Genomic DNA, 25248 nt, shown 5'->3' on the forward strand with positions numbered 1-25248 from the left:
TCCGTTCCGGTGTTACGCCATCTACCGTTTACAGTATGCTCGATTCCTCCCGACACAGTGTTTCTATCGGGACGATCAAAAAACTCTGCGACGGCCTTAACATTTCTCTTGGAGAGTTTTTCTCCTGCCCTTTGTTTGATGATCTTGAGCAGGAAATTCAATAGGAGTACTTACACTCCCTTGATTCGATTTCGCCAACAACCTGACCGGATTTGAGGAAGCCTATGCCTACGATTAACTTGAAAGAGCATTATCCCACCACATACACTGAGGATTTTTTTGCTGAAGTTTCGGAGGAAATCCATCAGTTATTTATTGATTTTAAGCATCAAGAAGATGCTTTTCTACGTCAAGTAAGCCGATATCATGCATATCATTCACTGGATGATCCGACTTTTCCAGTAGAGCAATGTGTCCTTTTTCAGAAACCGGCTCTCGTGGATTCTGTCGAACAGCGGCATTCTGCTATGAGCATTTATGAAGCCATTCTGTCCCTCCCACCCAAACAGGCCAAACGGTGCTACGATCACTATTATCAGGGATTTAAGCTATCAGATATTGCGCAAAAAGAGGGTGTAACAGCAGGAAGTGTCTCGGAGTGTATTAAATCCGCTTTATCTACACTTCGAGAAAGATGCAACTTCTTTAACTTTTGCGATTGAACCCTAACTTTTATCCGTTTTTTGTCCTATATAATATAGGGATGTTTTTCTCTATCATGGAGAGCGCACCGTGCATTCTCCATGCTCCGCCCCATAACATTGCCATAATCGACAAAGGAAAGGACGAAGAAAGCAATGAAAAGAAGATTGATTGAGTACGAACCCAGCCCCGGCAGTCAAGCGAACTGCCAGTGTCGAATGTCCGCCCGCGCTCTGACCCTGTGGTGTGGCCTGTGGCTGCACTCCTGCATGGTCGGAGGGCTGGCTTATGTACTTTAATCCTTACGCCGCTGGTTATAGAATCCAGAAATTACGCAAAGCACATGGACTGACACAAGAAGAAGCCGCAATCAAACTGAACATTAGTGATCGGCACATGAGAAGTCTGGAAAAAGGCACTTATGCACCGCTGGACTTGTTTGTTGAGATTGCAGTACATTTTGATGTCACTCTGGATTACCTCATTCTTGGGCAAGTTGAAACAAAAACTGAGCTGGCACTCAGTAAAAAAATCAATGACCAGAAGCAGGCTATGAAATCGTTGAGGGAACATCTTCTGGCATTTGCAATGGAGATTGAGGTCGAATAACAAATCTACGGGAAGTCGGAGAGTGATCTCCGGCTTCTTTTTTGTTGTCAAAAAATCAAACGTGTCTATGTGATACCGGAAGGAAAGCTTCCGGTTTTGCTGCTTTTTCAGTTGAAAAAGCCCAAAAAGCGGAAGGAATGCATCCTAAAAAGGCAATCGGTTTTCAGGTACACTATGGTCACAGCAAGGGCAACACCCCAGACGGGGAGAAACCCAAATCTGGAAACCGTACCTTGAAAATTGAATATCATTCCCTCGGACAAAATAATGAAACTTCCGTAACTCGCGGCCCGGTCATAAAGAAGACGGGGTGGCTGAAGAAGCCAATGTGGAGTGGGGTGCAAGTCCCCACTTACCGAGGTGTATTCCAAATCCAACGGGGGTCGAGGACAAATAGGTTGGAAAAACTTAAAGCAAAACTTCAAAGCCCACCACCGGGATTCTTCTGAACCACGGCGATGGGCTTTTTCCATACCGAACACTCACCTATACGAAACGGAGGTAATGATTATGAGCCGTAATTTTACTCGCAAGCCCGATGAATCGACCCTGACCACCCTCTGCCCGCACTGCCTGAGTGCTTTCCGCAATGCGCGCGGCATCCGTGTCCGTCGTGCTGACCCCTACCAGCTCACCAAGGAACCCTGCACCTACTGCCAGACCCGTTTTGGCTACGACTACTACATCCAGCCCACTAGCCCGAAAGCCACCTATTTTAAGAAAGGTCGGTTCGATGATGAAATTGACTGCGCTTAAGATTGACCCGGAGTTTCAGGGCAAGATTCCGCCGCTGACATCTGAGGAGCTGGATCAGCTCGAAAAGAACATCGTCAGCGATGGCAAGGTCATCAACCCCATCATCGTGTGGAATGGACTGATTATTGACGGTCATAACCGTTACGCAATTCTTCAGAAGCATCCCGACATCCCATATACCGTCCACGAGAAAACGTTTGCAGACCGTTATGAAGTAATCATTTGGATTTGCAAGAATCAGCTAGGGCGGCGCAACCTCACCCCGGAACAGAAAAAGTACCTTATCGGGAAACAGTATGAAGCCGAAACTCAAGCTCGTGGCTTTCAGGGAAATCAATACACCGTTTTGGTGAATGACACAATGCGTCATTCACCAAAAAACGAATTAACTTGCGAACGAATAGCAAATGAAGCGGGCGTGGGACGCACCTATGTTGTGAAAGCAAAGCAATACGCCAAAGGTGTAGATGCTGCCGAGGAAGCAGTTCCCGGAACACGCAGGAAAGTCCTTTCCGGCGAGGTAAAACCGACCGCAGCCGAGATTGCATCCGTTGCTCGCGCACCGCCCGAAGATCGTCCGGCACTTGTCGAAAAAATCTGTGCTCCCAAAGAAACAAAAAAGTCCAGCAGTAAATCAACATCCAAATCAAAGAAAGTTGAAAAGTCCACTACTTCTATCGCTCCATGTGAAGTCCAAGCAGAGCCAGCAGTCATTGAAGTCCCTCCTGAACCGATCATTCAGTCAAAGCAAAAACAGACTGCATTGCAAACGATTCGCACACTATCTACAAAAATGGAATCAGTTGAACAGGTGGCTGATGCCGAAGGAATGCTCAGCGAAGTGGCATCCGCAGCAGACAGCATGATCTATCGTCTAAATGTTTGCTTTGAACATTACCCAGAGTTCCTCAAAAACCCAAAAATCCGTCAGAAAGTCGTTGGACTTTTGCAGAAAGCAAAGGATTATATCGTAAAATTGGAAGGAGAATTTGCCTATGATTAAACTTGTTCATCACGAAATGGTCATCAACAGCAAGTTTCTGGAAGTTCCGCGCAGCTACTACCAGCGGAACCTCAATGCCAACCGTGTCAAGCGAATCGCCGCCGAGTTTGATGAGCGCATCGCCAATGCCCCCAAGGTCAGCTACCGGGACGGTCACTACTATGTTTTCGATGGTCAGCACACCATCGCCGCCCGCAAGCTGCTGAACAACAACTGCGACTTGAACATCGTCTGCAAGGTTTATTCGGGATTGACGGAACAGCAGGAAGCCTTGCTGTTTGCACAGCAGACCGGCGTTTCTGCCCCGCTGACCGCAGGCGCAAAAATGCGCGCCAAGATTCGCGGCGGCGACCCGGAAGCCATTGCATTTCTGAACGCCACCAACCGTGCAGGCTTTGGTCTGAGCTTTGCTCAGAGCCACGCAAAGTGGAAAATCGCCTGCATCGCTACGGCCTTTGCCGAGTATCGGAAACACGGTGCGCGCATTTACACCGATGCGCTCCGTGTGCTGGCAGAAGCATGGGAGGGCGATATTGATTCCCTCCGTGCCGAGGTATTGCAGGGCGTGACACAGTTTGTCGCTCTGTACGACCACGAGTATGACCCTATTCGCCTGATTCGGCAGCTCCAGCGCACCAGCCCTGTGGCGATTTATCGCAGCGGTCAGGCAATGACCGGGCCGAACTATCAGAAGTATATGCTCCAGATTCTGAAAGCCTACAACGGCTCCAGTCGCACAAAAAGCCTTCCCATCAAGCAGTAAGTCATTTCCCTGCTTATGGCAGATTTCCTTTTCACTGCAAAAGCCGTCCTGCTGGGCGGCTTTTGCTACATATTACAAAGGGGCTTGGTCGTTATCGTTTATGTGACAAGAAATTTCGGCTTCCGCCGTGGAGAAATCTACTTTGCCGATTTAGACCCACACTATGGTTCAGAGCAGGGCGGCAAACGTCCTGTTATTGTTATTCAAAATAATACAGGAAACAAATTTTCGCCGACTGTCATTGTAGCCGCAGTGACCTCTAAGATTTCCAAAAAGCCCAATCAGCCGACCCATGTTCTCATTGATAAGAACCCGGCGTTTAATCGTCCATCTGTTGTACTACTGGAGCAGCTTTTCACCATCGATAAAGAGCGCATCAACAATTTCATGGGGCTGACAAGCGACTGGGAAATGGCGCAAATAGAGAAAGCTCTGAAATGCAGTCTGGCACTGGATCAGGAAAATTTGGTCAAAAACGATTCCAAAACAGCATAACAGACGAAAAAATCACAAATGGTAAACTCGCAATTTTGGCATCCTTGCAATCATGGAGCAATCTGGATATCCTTGGAGCAGGATGGCATTCAATGGCATCTGGAAAGCAATCACTCATAATAGAAAAGAGGTACAATATGGCATTTGCAAGAACTGAAATCAAGGAACTGGAACCCATGGTCAAGTCGGGCAAGAAGCGTTTTGTCCGCTATCAGGAGGGTGCAGAACTCTACTCGATGGGTCTGCATACATTTGAACAGCTCGCAAAGGAAGCAGGAGCAATTTACAAGATTCGCCGCGTGGTGCTGGTGAATCTGGACATTTTTGATGAGTATCTGGACACCTTCCGTATGTGAGCATTTTGCACCTCCGGCGCACCGCCGGAGGTCTTACATAAAACCCTGTTACCTGTTCTTGTGATTCTGGGAAGATTAGAGTATAATGAACATAGTAACATTTGCTGAGATGGGAGGGTGCCGCATGGGCAGTTATCTGAATCCGGGCAGCAAGGGCTTTCAGGAAAGCCTGAACTCTGAGATCTATGTGGATAAGTCCGGGCTGATCGAAAAGACGAACGCTGTCATCAACACCCGGCAGAAGTTCATCTGCGTCAGCCGCCCCAGACGCTTCGGCAAGTCGATGGCTGCGGATATGCTTGCAGCCTACTACGACCGCGGCGAAGATACCGCATCCCTGTTTGACCCTCTGAAAATCAGCAAGACGGGTTCTTATCAGCAGCATCGGAACCAGTACGATGTCCTCAAGGTCAATATGCAGGAATTTCTGAGCATGACGCACAGCATGGATGAAATGCTGACCATGCTGCAAAAGTATCTGGTCTTTGACCTGACCGACCACTTTCAGGAAGTGCGTTTTCGGGATGAGAGCAACCTCATTCAGGTGATGAAGGACATCTACGCAAAAACAAAACGGTCGTTTGTGATCCTGATTGACGAGTGGGATTGCCTGTTCCGGGAATATCAGCAAAATCAGGATGCACAGAAGAAATATCTGGACTTCCTGCGGGCATGGCTGAAAGACAAGGATTATGTTGCACTGGCCTATATGACGGGTATTCTGCCCATCAAGAAATATGGCTCCCATTCTGCGCTGAATATGTTCACGGAGTATTCCATGACCGACCCCGGTGATCTGGCAGAATACTTTGGTTTCACCGAACAAGAAGTGGCTGCTCTCTGTGACAAGTATCAGATGAACTTTGAGGAAGCCAGAGCATGGTACGATGGCTATGACCTGATTGCCCACCGGCAGTCCGGCGATGTGCATTATTCTATGTACAGCCCGAAATCGGTTGTGGAAGCTATGCTGCGGCACAAGTTCGGCACCTACTGGAACCAGACCGAAACCTACGAAGCCCTGAAAATTTACATCCAGATGGATATGGATGGTTTGCAGGATGCTGTGGTCAGAATGCTTGCTGGCGAGCGTGTAAAGATCAACACCGGTACATTCAGCAACGATATGACCACTTTCTCCTGCAAAGACGATGTGCTGACGCTGCTGGTGCATCTGGGCTATCTGACCTACGATAGTTCAAGCGAAACCGTGACGATTCCCAACAAGGAAGTTTCGCAGGAGTACGTCAATGCCATCAGCACGATGAACTGGAAAGGAGTCATGGATTCCGTTGACGCATCCCGCAAGCTGCTCGAAGCATTGTGGGCAATGGATGTGGATGCCGTGGCCGCCGGCATCGACAAGGCACATGAAGAAGTCTCTATCCTGCAATACAACGATGAAAACTCCCTGAGCTGCACCATCAATCTGGCGTTCTATTTTGCGCGGGAGTATTACACGCTGGTGCGTGAACTGCCCGCAGGCAAAGGCTTTGCGGATGTGTGCTTTATTCCCCGCAGGCTGCATCAGGATAAGCCCGCTGTGGTGATCGAACTGAAATGGGACAAGAGCGCATCCGGCGCATTGGCTCAAATCAAGAACAAGAACTATGGGGATGCGTTGAAGGACTATCAGGGAAACCTGCTGCTGGTAGGCATCAACTACGACAAAACCACGAAGAAGCATGAGTGCCTGATTGAAAAGATTCAAAAGTAAATATTCCATACCGGGTCGCCGTTTCATTTGAAACGGCGATTTTTTTGTTTCCCAGAATCCGACATCCTTGCAATGATGGAGAACATAGAGTATCCTTGGAGCAGGACAGCAAAAAGTGATTGCAAAATCTCTGATGCAGTCCATCAGGATATGGCTGTTTTCCTCTAATCTGAAAATGAGGTGAGAAGAATGGCAACAAAAGCAAGAAAAGATTCCCGTGGATACGCTTTGAAAAAAGGCGAATCCCAGCGTAAAGATGGTCGCTATGTGTTCCGCTATACTACGATTCGCGGTGAGCAAAAAGCGGTCTATGCAAAGGAGTTGAGCGAACTAAGAAAAAAGAGGTCAAAATTCGCAGAGCAATCGAGGATGGTCTTGACCCCGACCGTGCAGAGCGCATTACGTTGAACGAACTGTTTGACGAGTACATTTCCCAGAAGTACGACCTGAAGCAATCCACCCTGACCAACTACAAATATATATACAACCACTATGTCCGTGTCGATTTCGGGAAACGGCGCATCAGCAAGATCAAATATACGGATGTGAAGAAGTTCTACTACTCCCTGATCATGGAAAAAGGCTTTAAGCCGAACAGCATGGAGATCGTGAATACTTTGCTGCATCCGACCTTTACAATGGCCGTCCGTGATGGACTGCTGCGTTTGAATCCTACGGAGGGCGTTATGACCGAAATCAAGAAAAGCCATAGTTGGGAAAAGAAAAAGCGTCATGCGCTTACCATTCCTGAACAGAAAGCCTTCACCAATTACATCGCCAACAGCGAGGAGTATCGCGGATGGTATCCACTGTTTACAGTAATGCTGGGTACTGGCTGTCGCATTGGCGAAGTATTGGGTCTGCGGTGGCAGGACATTGACTTCAAGAATCGAACGATCAGCATCAATCACAATCTGGTCTATCGCGTTCAGGAAGATGGCTCCTGCACGAATCATGTCAACTCCCCTAAAACCAGCGCAGGCATCCGTATCATCCCGATGCTGGATGATGTGTTCGACGCATTTCTGGAAGAATATCAGTATCAAAAAGTGATTGGATTCTCCACGGATGAAATTGATGGTTATTCTGGATTTGTGTTCTGTACGGGGGAAGGCAAGGTCTATCTGCCGGGAATGATCAATCGCACGATTCATGCAATCTGTGCAGACTACAATAAGGAGGAAGCAGCCAAGGCTGATGCAGAAAATCGTGACCCGATTCTCCTGCCCAACTTTAGCTGCCATCATCTCCGGCATACGTTCTGCACCCGCTTCTGCGAAAACGAAACCAACCTGAAAGTCATTCAGGAAATCATGGGTCATGCGGACATCACCACCACAATGGATGTGTACGCAGAAGCGACCCAAGAAAAGAAGAAAGCATCTATGACCGCATTGCAGAGTGCGCTGCTCGTGCGGTAAAATCGGATGCGATATAACCGAAATGTTCTCCTCTGCTGGACAAAGAAGCACATCTCGTTTATCACGGTTTGACAGTGACCAACACCCGTTGTCACGTTTTCCGTCACGCTCCATCAAAAAAGGGCCGTGACCAAAACTGTACACAACTTTCGTGGACGCTGTTGGAGCTTGTTGGAGGGTTCATTGAAAAGAGGGTTTACTTCGTGGACGTTGTTGGAGTCTGACGGACGATAACAGAGCCAGTTCTTGCCACATCCCCACGATGAAGCCGATTGAGCAGTAAATTTCCAATTTAAGCGAAACAAAGCCTGAAACTTCTTGATGTACCGAGAAGTTTCAGGCTTTTTCTTTTGATGAATTTCCAGTAAAAACTGCACCATACGCCAAACGTGGAGGACGAATACGGCAACACCCCGGCACAGCGGGCAGAGCTGGACTGGCTGCTCTACAACAAGCCCTTGGAGTATGCCCATCTTGTGCTGGGTGGGGAGATTGAGCATTATCTCTCGCTTGGTTGCGACCACGGCAGGCTGGAAGAGCAATAACATAACAAACACAGCCCCGCTTTGGCGAAGGAGAAGCCAAAGCGGGGCTGTATTCAATGAAGGAGAAATGAAAGGAATATCAGGTTACAAATTCAGCTCAAACTGTTCCACCGTAACAGTTGCTTTGCCGTCTGCGGCAAAGGTGATGCCGTCGGCAGACTGGGGGGTGTAGATCCATGCGGTCATGGTCTGTTCACCGTCGTTGGCGAAAACTTCGATGCTGTTTTTATCCAGCAGGATGCGGAGCTTCAGGGCACCGTTCTGGCTGCGCACCTTGCAGCTGCGGCGGTGAACAATGTCGGCACGGGAACCGGCATAGCTGCGATCCAGCGTCAGCTCGGAGGTGTAGGGGTCGTAGGTCAGGCTGGTGTAATGGTCTGCATCAGCAGCCAGCTTCAGGGTGAAGGAGCGGTATTCGCCGGGCTGCACCGTGACGGTCAGATCCGCCACACGGCCCTTGATGCCTTCCAGAGAAGTTTCGCTTTGCACCGTCACATTTTCGTGCAGGGTACGCTTGCCGTGGACGGCGTCCAGCTCCCGCACCGGGGCCTGAACAATACGTCCATCCTTGATGTGCAGCTCGCGGGGGCAGATGGTCTGCCCGAACCACTTGCAGCCCTGGGGCTTATCCTCGGTGTCCGACCATGTCTGCAGCCATGCGGTCATGATGCGGCGGCCGTCCGGGGCAAGGGTGGTCTGGGTGGCGTAGAAGTCGATGCCGCCGTCCATCAGCTGCACGTTTTCCTTGGTGAAGGTGTGGGTGGCTTCGTCGTAGCTGCCGATGAAGGCAATCACGTTGTGACCGTTGTGGAACTCGCCCTTGGGCAGCATCTCCATGGGGCCGAGCATCAAGACCTGCTTGCCGTCCAGCGGGAAGAAGTCCGGGCACTCCCACATTTTGCCGTACTGATTGTTGCAGCGTTCCAACACCGTGACAAAGTGCCAGTCGAAGCCGTCCTTGCTCTGGAACAGTGCCGCTGCGCCGCTGCCGTCCTCGGCCAGGCAGACGGTGACGGCGGAGTAGGTGCCGTCGGCCTCACGCCAGATCTTGGGGTCCCGGAAATCAAACTTGCTGAAGCCTTCCGGCAGGTCTTTCTGGGTCAGCACCGGGTTGCAGGCAGGCTTTTCGTAGTTGAGACCGTCACCAATGGCGATGCTCTGGGTCTGGATATCCCGCATCTCCCCATTGGGCTGCTTTTCTGCCACCACGCTGGTGTACATCAGCAGCTGCTTGCCGTCATCCATCTCGGTAGCAGAACCGGAGAAGCAGCCGGGGCCGTTGTCCGCCGGGGAATCCGGGGCAAGCGCACAGGGCAGATACTCCCAGTGCAGCAGGTCGGTGCTGACCGCGTGACCCCAGTGCATGGGCGCCCACCGCACATCGTAGGGGTTATACTGATAGAACTGATGATACTTCCCTTTATAATAAGAGAAGCCGTTGGGGTCGTTGAGCCAGCCCACATAAGGAGTCATGTGGTAAGCAGGGCGTTCCGCCGGGGAAATGGCTGCGCCGTGCTCGGCCTCGTAGGCACGGGCTTTTTGTAAAGTTAAATCGTTCATGGAATCCTCCAAGGGAAAGAATTCTTATGCGTAGTAAGCATCCAGATATTTCTGCATAATGCCCAGATAGTCGGACAGACCGTAGTCTTCCAGCTTGCTCAGATATTCGTTCCACTCTGCATCCTTCGTGCCGTTCATGATCCAGTCGGCCTTCTGCGTATTCATGTAGGTCTGCAGATCTGCCTGCAGGTTAGAGACCTGCTCGGTGTCCTCGCTGCTCATAAAGACATTGGGATAGACATAATCGTTGTTCATATCCGGGGTGTAGATCTCCTTGATCCAGTCCAGACGGTACTGTGCATCGTCCGGGCAGGTAACGTATACACCATAGTAATCATCCAGAACCGCCAGAGGTCCACTGACACACTGCGCTTCACGGACTTCCACGGGAGAAGCATCGCCCAGAGGAGCGTGCTTCAGCATGGGCTCGCCCTTATCGTTGGTGGACAGTTCAAAAATGTTAAAGCCTTCCGCATCGCCGTAAGTACCCCAGTTGTTCTGCGGAGACTGGAGGGGTGCGTACATCTGATCCAGCCATGCGCAAACCAGTGCAGGATTAGTCGCCTTTGCGGTGACAACGCATCTGCCGCGGGCAAAGCCGCTGGTGAAAGAACCGTTCTGCGGGGTGATATTGCGGGTATCGGCGGTCAGGGCGGGCAGCGGCTCCCAGTCGGTCAGGTTGTCAATGTTGGCAACATCCCAGCTGAAGCAGACACCATAGCGGCCAGCCTTGCCCTTGGAAACATAGGTGGACCACTCCTGCGTGAAGCACTCCGGGTCAATGAGCTTCTCGGCATACAGCTTGTGCAGCCAGTCCAGACCATCACGGTAGCCCTGCTGGGTGGCGGCACAGATGACTTTCCGGTCGTTGGTAACGGCGATATGGCGGTCTTTGTCTGCATCGCCGTAGCCTTCGCCAAAGCCATTGATGAGGATGCTGGGGTCCTGATCGCCGTTGTTGACGATGCAGGACATGGGGATGATGTCGCCGTCAATGCCATACTCTGCCTTGATAGAAGCGGCGTTATCACGGAATGCAATCAGCACCTGCTCAAACTCGTCCACTGTGGTGGGCATCGACAGACCGAGGAAGTTCAGCCACTTGGTATTGATGAAGCTCATGTTGCCAATGGTCTGGATGGCGGTCTTTTCCGAGCCGAGCTGCTCGATCCAGGGCAGTGCCCAGATGTGGCCATCGCTGTCGGTGCACATGGTGCGGTACTCCGGGTACTGCTCAAAGACCTTCTGGAGATAAGGCATATTGTTGTCAATGTAGTCTTCCAGATTGAGGATGACACCCTGATCTGCGTAGCGCAGCAGATTGCTGTCGGTAAAATCAGCAGTAAAAACGAAATCCGTCAGGGTGTTGGGGTTGGACATATTCAGGGTGATCTTATCGCTCCACTGGTCGGACTGGATGGCGGTCCAGTCGATGTGCACATTGGTCTGCTCTTCCAGACGCTTGAAGATGGTGCGGTTGTTCGGTTCGGGTTCGCTGCCCACAGGGAAGCTGGTCATACCGGTAAAGGTGACCTTTTCGGACAGCGGAAATGTAACGGCACCGGTCACGTCCACATCTGCGGCAGCAGAATTGCCGCTGCCGGTGGATTTGCCGCCACAGGCAGACAGAGCAGCGGCAGAACCCGCCAGAGCGCAGACTTTGAGGAAGTTGCGGCGAGAGATCAGCTTTTTCATGGTATTTTCTCCTTTTTCATGTTTCTTTTTTCGTGTAACAGATGAGCGTACCTGCTTATAAAATTCTGGAATATCCTCAGCCTTTAATGGAACCAGCCATGATGCCGGCATCAAAATACTTCTGGAAGAAGGGATACATCACCAGCAGCGGCAGACTGGAAATAATAATGGTTGCATATTTGAGCAGCTCTGCCATCTTGGCACGTTCGGCAGTGCTCTGGATATCTGCGATCATGCCGGATTCCGGCTGGCTCTGGATCAGGATGGAACGCAGCACCAGCTGCAGCGGCTGCTTCGATGCGCTGTTCAGGTAGATCATGGCGTCAAAGTAGCTGTTCCACATGGCCACGAACTGCCACAGGGCCAGAACTGCCACCACCGGCATACAGACGGGCAGCAGGATCTTGAAGAAGTAAAGCATCTCGCTGGCTCCATCCACATCCGCAGCTTCGCGCAGCTCACGCGGGATGCCTTGATAATAGGTACGGGCAATGATCATGTTCCACACGCTGAATGCTCCCGGCAGAATGACCGCCCACATGGAATCCAGCAGACCCAGATTGTTGATGAGCAGGTAGGTGGGGATCAGACCGCCGCTGAAAAACATCGTGATCACAAACAATGTGTTGAAGATCCCTTTGCCTTTGAAGTCCGGCAGCGACATGGGATAAGCGGCAAGCATCGTCACAGCTACCGAGATGATGGTGAAGATGATCGAGTAAAGCACCGCGTTCCTGAAGCCGACCCAGATCTGCTTGTCCGAAACGACACGCTGGTAAGCATCCAGACTCCACTTGCTGAAATCAAAGGAGATGCCCTTGTTTTGCAGAGTGACCGGGTCCATAAAGGACGCGATGACGATGTAGATCATCGGAACGATGATCGCCAGCAGGAACAAGCCCAGAAGTGCGTAGCCGCAGTACAGGATGATCTTATCTTGTCTGGTGTAGAGGGCCATTTTTGATTTTTTCTGTTTTGCCATGGTAAACCCCTCCTTACAAGCCCTTGCCATCGTTCATTTTGGCAACGATCTTGTTCACTGCGATCAGCAGGATGACGTTGACAACGGTGTTGAACAGACCGACTGCCGTGGAAAAGCTGTAATCGCCGTCCAACAGGCCCTTTTTATAAACGTACGTTGCAATGATCTCGGCAGTGTTCAGGTTCAGGTCCGTTTGCAGGGCATAGGCTTTTTCAAAACCGATGCTCATGATGTTGCCTGCCTGCAGGATAAACTGAATAACGACCATATCCTTAATGGCGGGCCACTCCACCGTCATGATCTGCTGGATCAGGTTTGCGCCGTCGATCATCGCAGCTTCCTTCAGATCTTTGCTGGCGTTAGAAAGGGATGCGGTGTACATGATGGATGCCCAGCCGGCACCCTGCCAGATGCCGCTGATGATGTAGATGGGGCGGAACGCTTCCGGCAGCGTCATGAAGTTGATGCTGGTGTGAAGCAGGCCGTTCACCGGACCGGTGACACTCAGCAGCACCCGGACGATGCCGCACAGCACGATGACCGAGATGAAGTTGGGCATATACAGCACCAGCTGCACCTTCTGCTTGATCTTCTTGCTCTCGATACGGTTGAGCAGGAATGCCAGCAGGATGGGGATCGGGAAGCCCCACAGCAGACCGTAGACGCTCAGCTTCAGGGTGTTGATCAGATAGCGCTGGAAGTCCGGCGAGGACATGAAGCGGGTAAAGTTTTTGAAGCCTACCCACTCGCTGCCCCAGATGCCCTTGAAGGGATTGTACTTCTGGAACGCGATCAGAACACCGCCCATGGGAGCGTACTTGAACACCAGCGTCAGCGCCACGGCAGGCAGCAGGAACAACAGGTAAAGCTGCCAATGCCGTTTGATGTAGACCCATGTGTTGTGCAGCTTGCGTTCTGCTGTCAGCACAGCCGTTTCCGGCGAGGCCGTCTTTGCTTTCATGAATCATTCTCCTCCTTTTTGATTTGCTTGCCGTTTGATTCGCACTTTACATTTGCACCTTTGAATTTTACGTTTTTCACTTCTATTGTGCAAATGTAAAATCCTTTGATTTATTTATACCACTCACGCAAGCGAATGTCAACGATAATTCATGGTATACATCAAAAATTATTGTGGATTTGTACAGATGCACAAATTCAAAAGTGCGCAAATATGCAAAATGATGATTTGCATTTTTGCATTTGACTAATTTGTGCATTTGCACTATACTGGAGTCGCAAAGAATAAGATCCGTCACCGGACTTTATCTATAAAAGAAAGAACACCCGCTCCTATTTATAAAGAAAGAGGATGACTTATGGCAACCAAAGTCACCATTCAGGATATTGCAAACGAACTGCAGCTTTCCCGCAACACAGTTTCAAAGGCCATCAACAACACCGGTGTGCTGGCAGATGCCACACGGGAGAAGATCCTGCGCAAAGCCGCCGAAATGGGCTATAAGCAGTTTGCCTATCTGCCGCTGTTTCAGGAAGACACTGCAAAAGCAGCAGAGCATTCCATTCTGCCGAGTGACAAACGGGAGATCGCCATGCTGACGACCCAGTTTCTGAGCAGCTCTCACTTTTCCTCCATGATGCTGGATCGTTTCCAGTCGGAAATCGAGCATCTGCATAGCTGTACGACCATTCATCGCATTTCTCCCATAGAGCTGAAAGAGAAAAAGCTTCCATCTTCTCTCAACATCCAGCGCACAGCCGGCATCATCTGCATTGAAGTATTCGACTATGACTACGCACAGATGCTGTGCGATCTGGATGTTCCGCTACTGTTTGTAGACACCCCTGTGATGGATATGCGTCCTCCCCTTAAAGCCGACCGCCTTTATATGGAAAACCGCATTGAGGTCCAGAATGCGGTGGCTCACATGGTCCAGCGCGGCAAAAAACGCATCAGCTTTGCGGGGGATAAAAACCACTGTCAGTCCTTCTTTGAGCGTTATATGGCTTATAAGGATGCAGTGGAGTACTTTGGTCTGACAGAAGGCCTGAGCACCTGTGCGATGCCATCTGGACAGCAGAACTATCCGGTATCCCTGTACGAAACCATACGTCGGTTCAAAACGATGCCGGATGCCTTTGTCTGCGCCAATGACTTTGTTGCCATGGATCTGGTCAAGGCATTGAATGAGCTGGGGTATTCGGTTCCCGATGATATCTGGGTCTGCGGCTTCGATGACAGTCAGGAGGCTTCCTACTTTGCCCCCCATCTGACTTCGATCCATATCCATGGACAGATCATGGGCTACACCGCTGCCAATCTGCTTATGACCCGCATCGAAGAGCCATCGCTGAACTATCGCACCGTCTATACGGAAACCAACCTGATCCTGCGCGAATCCACAGGAGATTGAGCGAAAGGAGAACCCCCATGCGTGACCTGTGCAATACGGACAAGCCGCTGTTTGCTGTGCTGACGAAATTGACTTACAGTGCTTACCTGAACATCTTATGGCTCGTGTGCAGCCTGCCCATCGTTACCATAGGAGCTTCTACGACCGCATTGTTCTACGTCACGCTCAAAATGGCGGAAGATCGGGACGATGGTCTGACCCGGATGTTTTTTAAGGCGTTCCGGGAAAATTTTAAGCCTGCCACAAAACTCTGGCTGATCCTGCTGGCAGTCGGCAGTTTGCTGGCTGTGGATGGCTTTGTGCTGCGCCGAATGTGGAGCGAAAACATTTTCTGGACGCTGCTCACTGCAGTGCTTATTGGTGCGGCAGTTCTGTACGGCATCGTTCTGCTGTATGCCTTTCCTCTGCTGGCACGGTTTGAAAACACCACCTTCGGCATCCTGAAAACAGCGTTTCTCGTGGGTGTCCGGTATCTGTTTTGCACCCTGCTGATGGCGGCGATCTATGGCATCATGGGGTACGTCATAGTGTTTGTGTTCACGCCTGCATTCCTGCTGGGCATGGGCTTCTGCGCAATGCTCTGCTCCTTTCTGATGCTTCGGATCCTCTATCTGATCGGTGGAGACCCTGATGCAGTACACGAGGAATACGACCATGACAAAAACTGACCGGGATACGCTCCGCTCCCTCCATGGGCGCAAAAAGTGGGAGCACATCTGGGCATATTACAAGCTGCCCATTGCGATCGTGCTCATCGTCGTCTATATCCTCGGGTATACAGCCTACCGTCATGTGACGAAAAAAGAGGATGTGCTTTACCTTGGTCTGGTAAATATCACTGCCGGGTCTGATCTGACGGAACAGCTTACCACCGGCTTTGCCGAGGCGCAGGGTCTGACCAAAAAGCAACAGGTCGATCTGCTGTCCGGCTTGCTGCTCAGTGAAAGCGAACGCGCAGAGGAGCAGTATGTATATGCTTCGGAGATGAAGCTGCTGGGTGCAGTCAGTGCCCAGCGGTTAGATGTTGTTCTGATGGACGAATATGCACGGGATCGACTGTTGGCAGATGATTATTTTCTCGATCTGCGGACACTGGATGCGTCTTTCCATGCACTGTCGGGTCTGAACGCCGGTGGGACCGTGCTGGATATTTCGGACACGCCGTTTGTCAGGCAGGCAGGTTTTTCTGGCAAGGTCTATCTTGGGGTAGTGCAGAATGCACCGCACCCGGAGCGTGCAGCCGCTTACATTCATTATCTGTTCCAGCGGTGACCGTTGGGTTTTAGCTTATAGGATAAAAATAAGGAGAAAACGCATGGACATTTTAACGATTGGTGAAGTTTTGATCGACCTGACCCAGACCGGCAAGGATGCGCGCGGCATCCCCCAGTTTGCCGCAAACCCCGGCGGTGCACCGGCCAATCTGGCTGTGGCTGCTTCCAGACTGGGCGCACAGACCGCCTTTATCGGCAAGGTGGGTGCGGATGCCTTTGGCCGCTACCTGAAAGAGGTTCTGGCAGAAAACAAAGTGGACGTTTCCGGCATGGCGGTGGATGCAGACCATCCCACCACCATGGCAGTCGTCTCGGTGGATGCCACCGGCGAGCGGGATTTCAGCTTCTACCGCAGCGCCAACGCTGACGTGATGCTGTGCAAGGAGGATATTTCGGACGAGGCTTTGAAAGCTGCCAAAATCGTCCACTTCGGCTCTGTCAGCCTGACCGCTGACCCCTCCCGCACTGCCACGCTGGATGCTGCCGCCCGCGCCAAAAAGCTGGGTGCTACCATCACCTACGACCCCAACTACCGTGCAAACCTCTGGAAGAACAAAGAGGATGCCATTGCCCAGATGAAAACGCCCCTGCCGCTGGTGGATATCCTGAAGGTGTCCGATGAAGAACTTCCCTGCTCACCGGCACCACCGATTGTGAAAGCGGCACGGCACAACTGGCACAGAACGGCATCCGGCTGATTTTTGTCACCTTGGGTGCAAACGGCGTATTCTACCGCTTTGGGGACAAGACCGGCCATGTGGCAGGTGTCCCCTGCAAGGTGGGTGATACCAACGGCGCAGGCGATACCTTCTTTGGGGCTGCCCTGTCCAAGCTCTGCAAGGAGAAGCTGGACACCCTGACCGTGGACAAGTTGGAAGGCATTCTGGCCTTTGCCAACAAAGCGGCCAGCATCACCACCAGCCGCCATGGCGCCATCCCCGCCATGCCCACCCTTGCAGAAGTGGAGGGCTGAACCATGGCAGCAAAACAGGAATTTGCATCCCGATTTGCCAAGCACAAGGACGAGCTGGAATGGCTGTTCATGGAACTGTACCACAACCGGGAAGGGCTGGAGGTTCTGGAGCGGGAGATGGCAGAAGCCTACAACGCCCGCAGTGCTGAGCTGAAAGCACTGGACAAGGCACGCTCTGCCGACCCGGAGTGGTACAAGCGGGGCAATATGTTCGGCATGACCATGTACACCGACCTCTTTGCCGGAAATCTGAAAGAACTGGCAAAGAAGCTGCCCTACCTCAAGGAGCAGAAGCTGACCTATCTGCACCTGATGCCCCTGCTGCAGATGCCCCATTCCCACAACGATGGCGGCTATGCGGTGGAGGATTTTGACACCGTAGACCCGGCCCTTGGCACCAACAAGGATCTGGAAAACCTGACCCGGGAGCTGCGGAAAGCCGGCATCAGCCTGTGTCTGGATTTTGTCATGAACCACACCGCCAGCACCCACCGCTGGGCCATGGCGGCAAAGGCAGGCGACCCGTGGTTTCAGGCCTATTACCACCTCTACGAGGACCGCACCATCCCCGACCAGTACGAGCAGACGGTGCCTCAGGTGTTCCCTAACACCGCACCCGGCAACTTTACATGGTGCGAAGAAATGCACAAGTGGGTACTGACCACCTTCCACGATTATCAGTGGGATCTGAACTACGCAAACCCGGCGGTGTTCGTGGACATGACCAAGAGCATCCTGCACCTTGCCAATCTCGGCGTAGAGGTGTTCCGCATTGATGCCGTACCCTATATCTGGAAGCAGCTGGGCACCACCTGCCGCAATCTGCCGCAGGTGCACACCATCGTGCGGATGCTGCGCATGGTGCTGGAATGCGTCTGCCCGGCGGTCATCCTCAAGGGCGAGGTGGTCATGGCTCCCAAGGAGCTGGCCGCCTATTTCGGCACCCCGGAAAAACCGGAATGCCACATGCTCTACAACGTGTCCACCATGGTCAACCTGTGGGGCGCCCTTGCCAGCCGGGATACCCGGCTGCTGAAGGCGCAGCTGGATGCCCTCCACGCCCTGCCGGACAACTGCTGGTTCGTGAACTATCTGCGCTGCCACGATGATATCGGCTGGGGTCTGGACGAGACGGTGGAAAAACGGCTTGGCATTGACCCGCAAAAGCACAAGGAATATCTGTACCACTTCTATGAGGGCAATTTCCCCGGCAGCTGGGCAAAGGGCGAGCTGTACAACTACGACCCTGCCACCGGCGATGCCCGGAGCTGCGGCACCACCGCAAGCCTGTGCGGCGTGGAGCAGGCACTGGAAAAGGACGATAAAACCGCACTGGACTACGCCGTAAAGCGTGACCTGCTGCTGCACACTGCTATGGCGTTTTTGCAGGGCTTCCCCATGCTGAACTGCGGGGATGAAATTGCACAGCTCAATGGCTGGGACTACAAAAACGACCCTGACCGTGTGGAGGACAGCCGCAATCTGCACCGCAGCAAATTCAACTGGGAGGACGCAAAGCAGCGCACCCGGAAGGGCACGCTGCAAAACCAGCTGTGGCAGGGCATGGAGCAGCTGCGCCAAATGCGTGCAGACCCCTGCTTTGCCCCGGATGCGTGGGTGACCACATGGGACAGCCATAACCCCGGCGTGCTGGCGCTGGTACGCAAGCGCGGTGAGGAAACGCTGGTGGGGCTGTTCAACTTTACCGAGTACCCGGCAGGGGCAAGTCTGGACGCTCTGGGCGGCGAGTATCACACCCCGGAGGGCACTTCCGTCTGGCTGGCGGATGTGGAACTGGAGCCGTATCAGGCACTGCTGGTAAAAACAAATAAGTAAAGCGGAATACTCCGGTAACTTTCTCTTGGTTGGAAAGTTGCCGGAGTATTTTTGTTTCGCGCAAACTGCAAGGTCACTGGATCATTGAAATGTCGGAGATGATTGCCACCGCCAATGCCACGCGTGCCTGCGCAAAAAATTCCCCCGATACCGGGTATCCGGTATCGGGGGGATCTGTCATTCTGAGGCTTTACGGAGGAAGCGCTCAGAGGTTACTTTTTGGGGAACGCCTTGTTCCAGATCTCAATGGTCTTGAACTTGGGCATCCAGCCGTCCGATTCAAACTTGCCTTCCCGTGCATCCAGCAGACCCTGCTCCACGCACCACTGAGCGGCCTTGGCCTGCTCGGCATCGGTGATGTCTGCAAAGGCGGGCTGTGCGGCAGGTTCGGGCTTGCCCTTCTCAGTCCAGATGAGCAGTGCCAGCTGGCCACGGTTTGCCGGGATGGCTGCGCCCTCGGGCAGGAGGTCGTTCAGGATGACGCGGGTGGCGATCTCGTAGCCGCCCCAGATGGCTGCACCGCCCACGGCCACGGCGGCAATGGTGCCACCTGTGGTATCCATGGGTGCAGGTTCTACGCCGAAGTCTTCATCAATAGGTTCGTCCGGGTCGGCCACCGCGCTGGCCGACCAGTGGGCGATCAGTTTGACCGGGTAAACGGGCATCTCAAACGTCGTGGCCGCGCTCTTGGCATTGTCCAGCTTGAGCTGCAGATTTTCCGGAATGCCACCGGGGAATTTCTCGTAGAAGCTATCGGGGTACACGATCTCCCATTCCACGAACTCCATGCCGGGGTATTTCTCGGCATCATACGGGGTAGCTGTGATCTCCACCGTGGTGCCGATCTCTGCGGGGATATCGCTGCCCTCGTCCAGAGTGGACTTTGCCGTGCCGCCCTCAACAGTAACGGTACTCCTCAGCACGGAAGCGGGGATGCTGTAAACGGCGGTCAGCTTCACGCCTTCCTGCGGCATGGTAAAGACGATCTTTTCCGTGCCCTTTTCCGTTTCGGAGCCCAGACTGCCCTCGGTCGGGGCAAAGGCGGTGCTGGTGCCATTTTCCACCTTCCAGTGATGGAACGACTCATTCTCCTTGACAGGCTCATTGGCTTCGATCGTGACGGTCTGGCCCGGCTGTACGAGCACCGTGCCCGTCTGTCTTTCGCCCTTTCCGACGCGGATCGTGCCGTTCTTCACTGTGACTTGCATATCTAATACAGGTGCCGGGAAGCTATAAGAAGCTTTCAGCTCCACCGGGCTGGCCGGCATGGTGAAGATCATATTTTTTTCGGCATTTTTCTGCTCTTCGGTCAGTTCAAAGCTTTCCGGGCTGATCACTTTCCAGCCGCCGAACTTTGTAACACTCGGGTTTTTGTTCTCACCGCTCACTGTGACCTTTTCGCCTGCAAAGGCGGTAGTCAGTTTTCCATCAGTGTCACCAACGACCTGCGCGGTGCCGTTTTTCACGGTAATGCTGTAAGTCTCCCTCGGCTCAATGCGCAGGTATCTTTTATCTATTGTCTCAGGAATCGGGGTAATGCGGGAGTCCTTGTACTCCGAAGATTTGGCGTACTCCGAAGATTTGGCCATGATATAGACATAGGGTTTGCCATTCGCCTGAGTGAAGCTCACTTTGCCAAGGTTATCGTAACTGTAACGGTTACTGTCCAGTTCCACAATACCGCTGCATGTGATCTCTGCGCCGTCCTGACCGATCGAACGATTCACACTGCCGGACGTCACCGTCACATTGTTTGCACTGTTCACCTTCAGCTTCGAAACTGTCGTGCCATGCTCATTACCAAGCTTTATATCGCCAATACAGTCAATAATCGTTTCGCCGCTAATGCCGCCTTCGGTCGTGACCGTGTCTGCCTTCACGGTAAGGCCATTCGTTATCAGGTTTCGGCCGTCACCACGCGAACCGCCCCAATTTTCGAGGATCACATCACCGGAACAGCTGATCTCCGCCTTGCCTTGAATTGCTGCAGCCGCATTGCCACCTGGCTTGGTCACTTTCACATCCTTTGCGCCGTTTACGGTCAGGTCACCGTTCACAACGTGGGACGCATCCGCTTCCAGATCAATGGAAACATCCGCCGGTGCATTGATGGTCAGGCTGCCTTCAAAGAAATTTCCATCCTTCAGCTTCAGGGTCTTTTCCGCAATGTCATAGCAGAGGGCACCGTTTCCAAGGATGTCTTCATAGTTCTTTCTGGTAACAGGCGTATCATTGATTTTGATTTTGAAATACTGTACAATTTCGCCAACCTGATTGCCGTCCTTGTCCAGTTTGGTGATCGTGCCAAGCAGCTTGCTGGGGTCGATTTCAGCTTCCTCTTGACCATTGCCGATATAAATGTCATCGGCATCTACAGTTTTCAGCGTAACATTGCCGCCGGTGATCTGGATGTTTTCGCCTTTGCCATACACTCGCCCGCCGCCGATGGCCGCAACAGGGCCGTTTCCGCCGCCAGACTCTGCATGTACCGTGCCGCCCTCAATGGTAATGTTTTTGCCGTCACCTTGATAGCCGCCGCCAATGCCTGCTGCTTCGCCACCGGGTATCGCCGTTACATTACCATCGCGAATCGTAATATTTTGACCCGCTGCGCTTTGACCTCCGCCAATGCCTGCACCCCATGTACCGCCGTTGGCCTTGATCGTACCGCCTTCAATAACAATATTGCTGGCATTTTTATTCCGTGCGCCGCCAATGCCTGCGCCGCCCTGACCGCCGTAGGCCTCCAGCGAGCCGGTGCCGTCGATGGTCAGGGTCCCGTCATCGTCGGCCTTTTCCACACCGGCGTGGTCCGTGCCGCTTTGCAGGGTATTCGTTCGTGCCTGCAATGATCAGCTCCACATTGCCGCTGACCGAGACTGCCGCATTGGAAGTAGTCTCGATATTGACATTAGACAGTGTGACTTTTGCACCCATGGTGCCGCCTTTGATGGTAATGGTATTGTGCGTCTGGCTGCCGTCCGTTGTGATAGACAGATTGCCCCTTTGCTGGGCTTCATTATTGCCCTGCTGGACATACTGTTTGTCATCAGCCCCAATATAGACTGTGATGCTGCCGTATTTGAGATTCATCTGATACTCAGTTTCTACCTCCGTACCGTTCTCTTCGTCCAGCACGCTCACCGCGCTTTTGGCGGCGGTGCTCTGCTGGAGCAGGGCATCGGTGCTTGCGGCCAGAGCCGGGGCGGAAAGGGTGAACATCATGCATGCTGCCAGCGCAGCGGAAGCCGCCCGCCGGGCCAAAATATTTCGTTTCATAGGGGTTCCTCCTTTGCGAAAATTATTACGGGGGGGGGTATGCATTACGGTACTTTGATTATCTCACACTTTACCGGATTTTGGAAGCAAACCTGCGTGAATCGCCCTAAAAGCAGCGTGAAAAGCATGATTTGTGCCGGTTCTGTTGCAGATGCCCGGCCCGCAGGCACAGCAAAGCCCCCGGCAGGTTTGCGCCTGCCGGGGGCTGTTTGCTGTTTTACTGCTTGGGGAACGCCTTATTCCACACTTCGATCACCTTGAACTTCGGGGTCCAGCCTTCGGGCTCAAAGCGGTCGCCCTTGGCATCCATGGTGCCCTGCTCGGTGCACCACTGTGCGGCCTTTGCCATATCGGGGTCGGTCACATCCGCAAAGGCGGGTGCGCCTGCGGGTTCGGGTCTGCCTGCGGTGTTCCACACCAGCAGGGCCAGCTGGCCGCGGTTTGCCGGGATGGCTGCGCCCTCGGGCAGGAGGCCGTTCAGGATGACGCGGGTGGCGATCTCGTAGCCGCCCCAGATGGCTGCACCGCCAACGGCCACGGCGGCAATTGCACCGCCCGTGGTATCCATGGGTGCAGGTTCTACGCCGAAGTCTTCATCAATAGGTTCGTCCGGGTCAGGCTTGGCCACCGGGCTTGCCGACCAGTGGGCGATCAGTTTGACCGGGTAAACGGGCATCTTAAACGTCGTGGTCGCGCTCTTGGCATTGTCCAGCTTGAGCTGCAGATTTTCCGGAATGCCACCGGGGAATTTCTCGTAGAAGCTATCGGGGTACTTGATCTCCCATTCCACGAACTCCATGCCGGGGTATTTCTCGGCATCATATGGGGTAGCTGTGATCTTCACCTCGGTGCCGATCTCTGCGGGGATATCGCTGCCCTCGCCCAGAGTGGACTTTGCCGTGCCGCCCTCAACAGTAACGGTACTCCTCAGCACGGAAGCGGGGATGCTGTAAACGGCGGTCAGCTTCACATTGCCTTTGGGCATATCAAAGCTGATCTCTGCGGTGCCTGCTTCAGTCGCAGAACCCAGACTGCCCTCGGTCGGGTCAAAGCTGGTGCTTCCCTCTTCCACCTTCCAGTGGTGGAACTTCACGCCCTTGGCGGCATCCTCATCGGTGGGTGCGTTGGCCTTGACGGTGACCGTTTCGCCCTCAAAGGCGGTAGTAATCTGGCCGGTGGTGTCGTCGCCCACCTGAGCGGTGCCGTTCGCAACGGTAATACTGTAGTAAGTCTCCCTCGGCTCAATGCGCAGGTAGCTGCTTTCTACCGTATCAGGGAGCGGATGGATGCGCGGGTCGATCAGCTTTGCATCCTCGGCTTCGCTGGTATAGTAGACGTATTTTTTGCCGTCTGCCTGTGTAAAGTCAACAGTGCCCACAGGGCCACCCTCTGCGGTATTCTTCAGGATCACAGTGCCGGAAGCCGTGATCTTGGTGTTTTCGGAAATCGCTTGTGTGTCCTTGATTATAACAGTAACATTATCAGCCTTGTCGATCGTCAGGTTTTTCGCCGCTCTACCGTCGGTACTCTCAATGGTCACGTCACCCTCGCTGGTGATAGTCGCATCGTAATTCACCGCAGCTGCACAGTTTGTATAAATGTTTACTTTGCTGGAATTTATAATATTCAGGCTTCCGTTCACGGCCATGAATCCGCCGCTGATATCCACCTCGCCGGTGCAGTCGATCGTGCTGGTATCATTTCTGGCCATAATTGCAGCCAGTTCATTGCTGTTGACCTTCACATTACGTGCCTTCTCCACAATCAACTTTGCAGCCACAGCAATCTGATCTTTACCGTCCAGATTTATATCCTTGCCGGGTGCGTTGATTTTCAGAGACGAGCGCTTTATTCTGCCATCCGACTTCAACGTTTGGGTGGTCGGGTCGTAACTCAGCACACCATTTCCTAAAATGTCTTTACAGTTTTTGCTGGTAACGCGGGTTGGTGTAGTGTTCTCGCTGCCCACCGCAATGCCATAATCCTGTACAACATTGTAATTCGGGGTCAGAGTCACGTTATTGCCCGGCATGGTAAAGGTGACTGTGGGGTTCACCTTCTGCTTATCTGTAAGCGTGATGCCCTCAGCAGTCCAGCCGGTAAACTCAGCGTTTTCTTTGCCTGCAGCGGTCACGGTGACCTTTTCGCCCGCAAAGGCCGAGGTCACTGCCTTACCATCCACGGTGATGGTGGCATCGTCTGCCGTAATCGCATAGGAAACTTTCGGCACAATGCGCAGATAGTTTTTAGTTCTTGCCGGAATCGTCCCAGTGCCCGCATCCGTCGGCGTTGCGTCAGGCGCATTGCTGGTATAGTAGACAAAATCGTTCGCACTTACCGGAGCGGCAAACTCAATTCCTTTAATTGCAACTCCCGAATTCGCGCCTGCTTCCGTGTGCTCAAGGGTAACAGGGCAAAGACAGTAGATGTACACTTTTCCATAAACCGGTGCCCAATTACCAGTGCTGGAAACTTTCACGGAACGAGCGTTTTCGATGATCAGATTTTCATTCACAATCATCTCTGTGGATTCCAGCACCACGTCCGTGTTCGGTGCATCGATGGTCAGATAATGGACTGCGCTGGCATTCGGCTTCAGCAGGGTCAACTTTTGCTCATCAGGATCATACTTCAGGAAGCCAAGAATGTTGTTGCAATTATCGCTGTCAACTTCCACCTTACCTCTGTCATAGATTTCAATGGTAATGCCATACTTCGTAGCAACAGACGCATTAGCATCCGTTCCGCTGTTCTCCGCGTCCAGCACGCTCACCGCGCTTTTGGCGGCGGCGTGCTCTGCTGGAGCAGGGCATCGGTGCTTGCGGCCAGCGCCGGAGCGGAAAAGGTGAACATCATGCATCCGGCCAGCGCCGCCGATACTGCACGCCGGATAAGTTTGCCTTGTTTCATGGTACAACCTCCTTTTTCCCCTCGCATTTTTACGGGGGGGGGGTATATATTACAGTA

At 52.7% G+C, this 25248-nt stretch carries 26 protein-coding genes and 1 pseudogene; 19 read left to right on the top strand and 8 right to left on the bottom strand.

Translation table 11 applies throughout. The features are described from left to right. The first annotated feature begins 35 nt into the window (after positions 1-35). The 13 genes and pseudogenes from PXT33_RS12460 to PXT33_RS12520 all read left to right on the top strand — a co-directional run. The gene (locus PXT33_RS12460; protein WP_347070347.1) at positions 36-164 is read left to right on the top strand and encodes an XRE family transcriptional regulator; all 129 of its coding nucleotides are present in this window, start codon (positions 36-38) and stop codon (positions 162-164) included. 60 nt (positions 165-224) lie between these two features. Continuing rightward, the gene (locus tag PXT33_RS12465) at positions 225-662 is read left to right on the top strand and encodes a sigma-70 family RNA polymerase sigma factor (protein ID WP_332376705.1); all 438 of its coding nucleotides are present in this window, start codon (positions 225-227) and stop codon (positions 660-662) included. 135 nt (positions 663-797) lie between these two features. Beyond that, positions 798-941 carry a hypothetical protein gene (locus PXT33_RS12470; protein WP_291018905.1) on the top strand — a complete coding sequence of 48 codons (144 nt, stop codon included), beginning with the start codon at positions 798-800 and terminating at the stop codon, positions 939-941. Then, positions 931-1251 (top strand): helix-turn-helix domain-containing protein, encoded by a 321-nt coding sequence (locus tag PXT33_RS12475; protein WP_291018908.1) that lies wholly within the window; start codon positions 931-933, stop codon positions 1249-1251. The genes PXT33_RS12470 and PXT33_RS12475 overlap by 11 nt, the downstream gene beginning before the upstream one ends. A gap of 510 nt (positions 1252-1761) precedes the next feature. Continuing rightward, positions 1762-2007, top strand: coding sequence for a hypothetical protein (locus tag PXT33_RS12480; protein ID WP_298637534.1), 246 nt, complete (start codon positions 1762-1764; stop codon positions 2005-2007). Continuing rightward, positions 1985-3010: a hypothetical protein gene (locus PXT33_RS12485; RefSeq protein ID WP_291017575.1), complete on the top strand. Its 1026-nt coding sequence runs from the start codon at positions 1985-1987 to the stop codon at positions 3008-3010. Before PXT33_RS12480 ends, PXT33_RS12485 begins: the two co-directional genes overlap by 23 nt. After that, entirely contained in the window at positions 3003-3773 is a 771-nt protein-coding gene (locus tag PXT33_RS12490; RefSeq protein WP_298637533.1) for a DUF6551 family protein, read from the top strand. The genes PXT33_RS12485 and PXT33_RS12490 overlap by 8 nt, the downstream gene beginning before the upstream one ends. A gap of 15 nt (positions 3774-3788) precedes the next feature. Continuing rightward, on the top strand, positions 3789-4268 hold the full coding sequence (locus tag PXT33_RS12495) for a type II toxin-antitoxin system PemK/MazF family toxin (RefSeq protein WP_347070348.1): 480 nt from the start codon (positions 3789-3791) through the stop codon (positions 4266-4268). Between the two features lie 137 nt (positions 4269-4405). Beyond that, positions 4406-4624, top strand: coding sequence for a DUF6462 family protein (locus tag PXT33_RS12500; RefSeq protein WP_113993144.1), 219 nt, complete (start codon positions 4406-4408; stop codon positions 4622-4624). A 124-nt stretch (positions 4625-4748) separates the two neighbouring features. Further along, positions 4749-6341 carry an AAA family ATPase gene (locus tag PXT33_RS12505; protein ID WP_291017564.1) on the top strand — a complete coding sequence of 531 codons (1593 nt, stop codon included), beginning with the start codon at positions 4749-4751 and terminating at the stop codon, positions 6339-6341. A 189-nt stretch (positions 6342-6530) separates the two neighbouring features. Continuing rightward, the gene (locus PXT33_RS12510) at positions 6531-6749 is read left to right on the top strand and encodes an integrase DNA-binding domain-containing protein (RefSeq protein WP_347070349.1); all 219 of its coding nucleotides are present in this window, start codon (positions 6531-6533) and stop codon (positions 6747-6749) included. After that, positions 6746-7762: a tyrosine-type recombinase/integrase gene (locus PXT33_RS12515; RefSeq protein WP_347070350.1), complete on the top strand. Its 1017-nt coding sequence runs from the start codon at positions 6746-6748 to the stop codon at positions 7760-7762. Before PXT33_RS12510 ends, PXT33_RS12515 begins: the two co-directional genes overlap by 4 nt. Positions 7763-8151: 389 nt before the next feature. Beyond that, positions 8152-8307: pseudogene (locus PXT33_RS12520) on the top strand (DUF6061 family protein); the annotation flags it as partial. An 84-nt stretch (positions 8308-8391) separates the two neighbouring features. Here PXT33_RS12520 and PXT33_RS12525 read toward each other — a convergent pair. From PXT33_RS12525 to PXT33_RS12540, 4 genes are all read right to left on the bottom strand, one after another. Beyond that, positions 8392-9867, bottom strand: a complete 1476-nt coding sequence (locus PXT33_RS12525) for a glycoside hydrolase family 32 protein (RefSeq protein ID WP_332376709.1) — start codon at positions 9865-9867, stop codon at positions 8392-8394. Positions 9868-9891: 24 nt separating this feature from the next. Then, positions 9892-11562 (bottom strand): extracellular solute-binding protein, encoded by a 1671-nt coding sequence (locus PXT33_RS12530; protein WP_347070351.1) that lies wholly within the window; start codon positions 11560-11562, stop codon positions 9892-9894. 76 nt (positions 11563-11638) lie between these two features. Continuing rightward, positions 11639-12574, bottom strand: a complete 936-nt coding sequence (locus PXT33_RS12535) for a carbohydrate ABC transporter permease (RefSeq protein ID WP_405002387.1) — start codon at positions 12572-12574, stop codon at positions 11639-11641. Next, positions 12558-13505: a sugar ABC transporter permease gene (locus PXT33_RS12540; protein WP_005945026.1), complete on the bottom strand. Its 948-nt coding sequence runs from the start codon at positions 13503-13505 to the stop codon at positions 12558-12560. The genes PXT33_RS12535 and PXT33_RS12540 overlap by 17 nt, the downstream gene beginning before the upstream one ends. Positions 13506-13863: 358 nt before the next feature. Between PXT33_RS12540 and PXT33_RS12545 the strand changes: the two genes are divergently transcribed. From PXT33_RS12545 to PXT33_RS12570, 6 genes are read left to right on the top strand one after another with little or no spacing between them, the layout of a single operon-like run. Next, on the top strand, positions 13864-14919 hold the full coding sequence (locus PXT33_RS12545) for a LacI family DNA-binding transcriptional regulator (protein WP_097781456.1): 1056 nt from the start codon (positions 13864-13866) through the stop codon (positions 14917-14919). A 17-nt stretch (positions 14920-14936) separates the two neighbouring features. Further along, complete coding sequence (locus tag PXT33_RS12550; protein WP_332376712.1) at positions 14937-15587, top strand: DUF624 domain-containing protein; 651 nt, start codon at positions 14937-14939, stop codon at positions 15585-15587. Next, on the top strand, positions 15574-16191 hold the full coding sequence (locus PXT33_RS12555) for a hypothetical protein (protein ID WP_332376713.1): 618 nt from the start codon (positions 15574-15576) through the stop codon (positions 16189-16191). The genes PXT33_RS12550 and PXT33_RS12555 overlap by 14 nt, the downstream gene beginning before the upstream one ends. A gap of 43 nt (positions 16192-16234) precedes the next feature. Continuing rightward, entirely contained in the window at positions 16235-16891 is a 657-nt protein-coding gene (locus PXT33_RS12560; RefSeq protein WP_347070352.1) for a carbohydrate kinase, read from the top strand. Next, on the top strand, positions 16891-17166 hold the full coding sequence (locus PXT33_RS12565) for a carbohydrate kinase family protein (protein ID WP_405002408.1): 276 nt from the start codon (positions 16891-16893) through the stop codon (positions 17164-17166). The genes PXT33_RS12560 and PXT33_RS12565 overlap by 1 nt, the downstream gene beginning before the upstream one ends. A 3-nt stretch (positions 17167-17169) precedes the next feature. Further along, on the top strand, positions 17170-19002 hold the full coding sequence (locus PXT33_RS12570) for an amylosucrase (protein ID WP_332376715.1): 1833 nt from the start codon (positions 17170-17172) through the stop codon (positions 19000-19002). Positions 19003-19214: 212 nt separating this feature from the next. Here PXT33_RS12570 and PXT33_RS12575 read toward each other — a convergent pair whose 3' ends face one another. The 4 genes from PXT33_RS12575 to PXT33_RS12590 form a co-directional block, all read right to left on the bottom strand. Next, complete coding sequence (locus tag PXT33_RS12575; RefSeq protein ID WP_347070353.1) at positions 19215-21851, bottom strand: hypothetical protein; 2637 nt, start codon at positions 21849-21851, stop codon at positions 19215-19217. Then, complete coding sequence (locus PXT33_RS12580) at positions 21784-22281, bottom strand: hypothetical protein (RefSeq protein WP_347070354.1); 498 nt, start codon at positions 22279-22281, stop codon at positions 21784-21786. The genes PXT33_RS12575 and PXT33_RS12580 overlap by 68 nt, the downstream gene beginning before the upstream one ends. A 217-nt stretch (positions 22282-22498) precedes the next feature. After that, on the bottom strand, positions 22499-25048 hold the full coding sequence (locus PXT33_RS12585; RefSeq protein WP_347070355.1) for an InlB B-repeat-containing protein: 2550 nt from the start codon (positions 25046-25048) through the stop codon (positions 22499-22501). A gap of 2 nt (positions 25049-25050) precedes the next feature. Beyond that, complete coding sequence (locus tag PXT33_RS12590; protein WP_347070356.1) at positions 25051-25191, bottom strand: hypothetical protein; 141 nt, start codon at positions 25189-25191, stop codon at positions 25051-25053. Positions 25192-25248: the final 57 nt, after the last annotated feature.

Origin of the sequence: Faecalibacterium taiwanense, from assembly GCF_036632915.2 — a bacterium.
Lineage (GTDB): Bacteria > Bacillota > Clostridia > Oscillospirales > Ruminococcaceae > Faecalibacterium > Faecalibacterium taiwanense.

Bases quoted from the DNA above. Each gene is read 5' to 3' on its own strand.
- PXT33_RS12555 (WP_332376713.1), top strand. From the start codon at position 15,574: ATGACAAAAACTGACCGGGATACGCTCCGCTCCCTCCATGGGCGCAAA.
- PXT33_RS12505 (WP_291017564.1), top strand. From the start codon at position 4,749: ATGGGCAGTTATCTGAATCCGGGCAGCAAGGGCTTTCAGGAAAGCCTG.
- PXT33_RS12525 (WP_332376709.1), bottom strand. From the start codon at position 9,867: ATGAACGATTTAACTTTACAAAAAGCCCGTGCCTACGAGGCCGAGCAC.
- PXT33_RS12580 (WP_347070354.1), bottom strand. From the start codon at position 22,281: ATGAAACGAAATATTTTGGCCCGGCGGGCGGCTTCCGCTGCGCTGGCA.
- PXT33_RS12545 (WP_097781456.1), top strand. From the start codon at position 13,864: ATGGCAACCAAAGTCACCATTCAGGATATTGCAAACGAACTGCAGCTT.
- PXT33_RS12535 (WP_405002387.1), bottom strand. From the start codon at position 12,574: ATGGCAAGGGCTTGTAAGGAGGGGTTTACCATGGCAAAACAGAAAAAA.
- PXT33_RS12460 (WP_347070347.1), top strand. From the start codon at position 36: ATGCTCGATTCCTCCCGACACAGTGTTTCTATCGGGACGATCAAAAAA.
- PXT33_RS12560 (WP_347070352.1), top strand. From the start codon at position 16,235: ATGGACATTTTAACGATTGGTGAAGTTTTGATCGACCTGACCCAGACC.
- PXT33_RS12530 (WP_347070351.1), bottom strand. From the start codon at position 11,562: ATGAAAAAGCTGATCTCTCGCCGCAACTTCCTCAAAGTCTGCGCTCTG.
- PXT33_RS12570 (WP_332376715.1), top strand. From the start codon at position 17,170: ATGGCAGCAAAACAGGAATTTGCATCCCGATTTGCCAAGCACAAGGAC.
- PXT33_RS12495 (WP_347070348.1), top strand. From the start codon at position 3,789: ATGGCAGATTTCCTTTTCACTGCAAAAGCCGTCCTGCTGGGCGGCTTT.
- PXT33_RS12490 (WP_298637533.1), top strand. From the start codon at position 3,003: ATGATTAAACTTGTTCATCACGAAATGGTCATCAACAGCAAGTTTCTG.
- PXT33_RS12465 (WP_332376705.1), top strand. From the start codon at position 225: ATGCCTACGATTAACTTGAAAGAGCATTATCCCACCACATACACTGAG.
- PXT33_RS12550 (WP_332376712.1), top strand. From the start codon at position 14,937: ATGCGTGACCTGTGCAATACGGACAAGCCGCTGTTTGCTGTGCTGACG.
- PXT33_RS12480 (WP_298637534.1), top strand. From the start codon at position 1,762: ATGAGCCGTAATTTTACTCGCAAGCCCGATGAATCGACCCTGACCACC.
- PXT33_RS12500 (WP_113993144.1), top strand. From the start codon at position 4,406: ATGGCATTTGCAAGAACTGAAATCAAGGAACTGGAACCCATGGTCAAG.
- PXT33_RS12540 (WP_005945026.1), bottom strand. From the start codon at position 13,505: ATGAAAGCAAAGACGGCCTCGCCGGAAACGGCTGTGCTGACAGCAGAA.
- PXT33_RS12485 (WP_291017575.1), top strand. From the start codon at position 1,985: ATGATGAAATTGACTGCGCTTAAGATTGACCCGGAGTTTCAGGGCAAG.
- PXT33_RS12510 (WP_347070349.1), top strand. From the start codon at position 6,531: ATGGCAACAAAAGCAAGAAAAGATTCCCGTGGATACGCTTTGAAAAAA.
- PXT33_RS12470 (WP_291018905.1), top strand. From the start codon at position 798: ATGAAAAGAAGATTGATTGAGTACGAACCCAGCCCCGGCAGTCAAGCG.
- PXT33_RS12590 (WP_347070356.1), bottom strand. From the start codon at position 25,191: ATGAAACAAGGCAAACTTATCCGGCGTGCAGTATCGGCGGCGCTGGCC.
- PXT33_RS12475 (WP_291018908.1), top strand. From the start codon at position 931: ATGTACTTTAATCCTTACGCCGCTGGTTATAGAATCCAGAAATTACGC.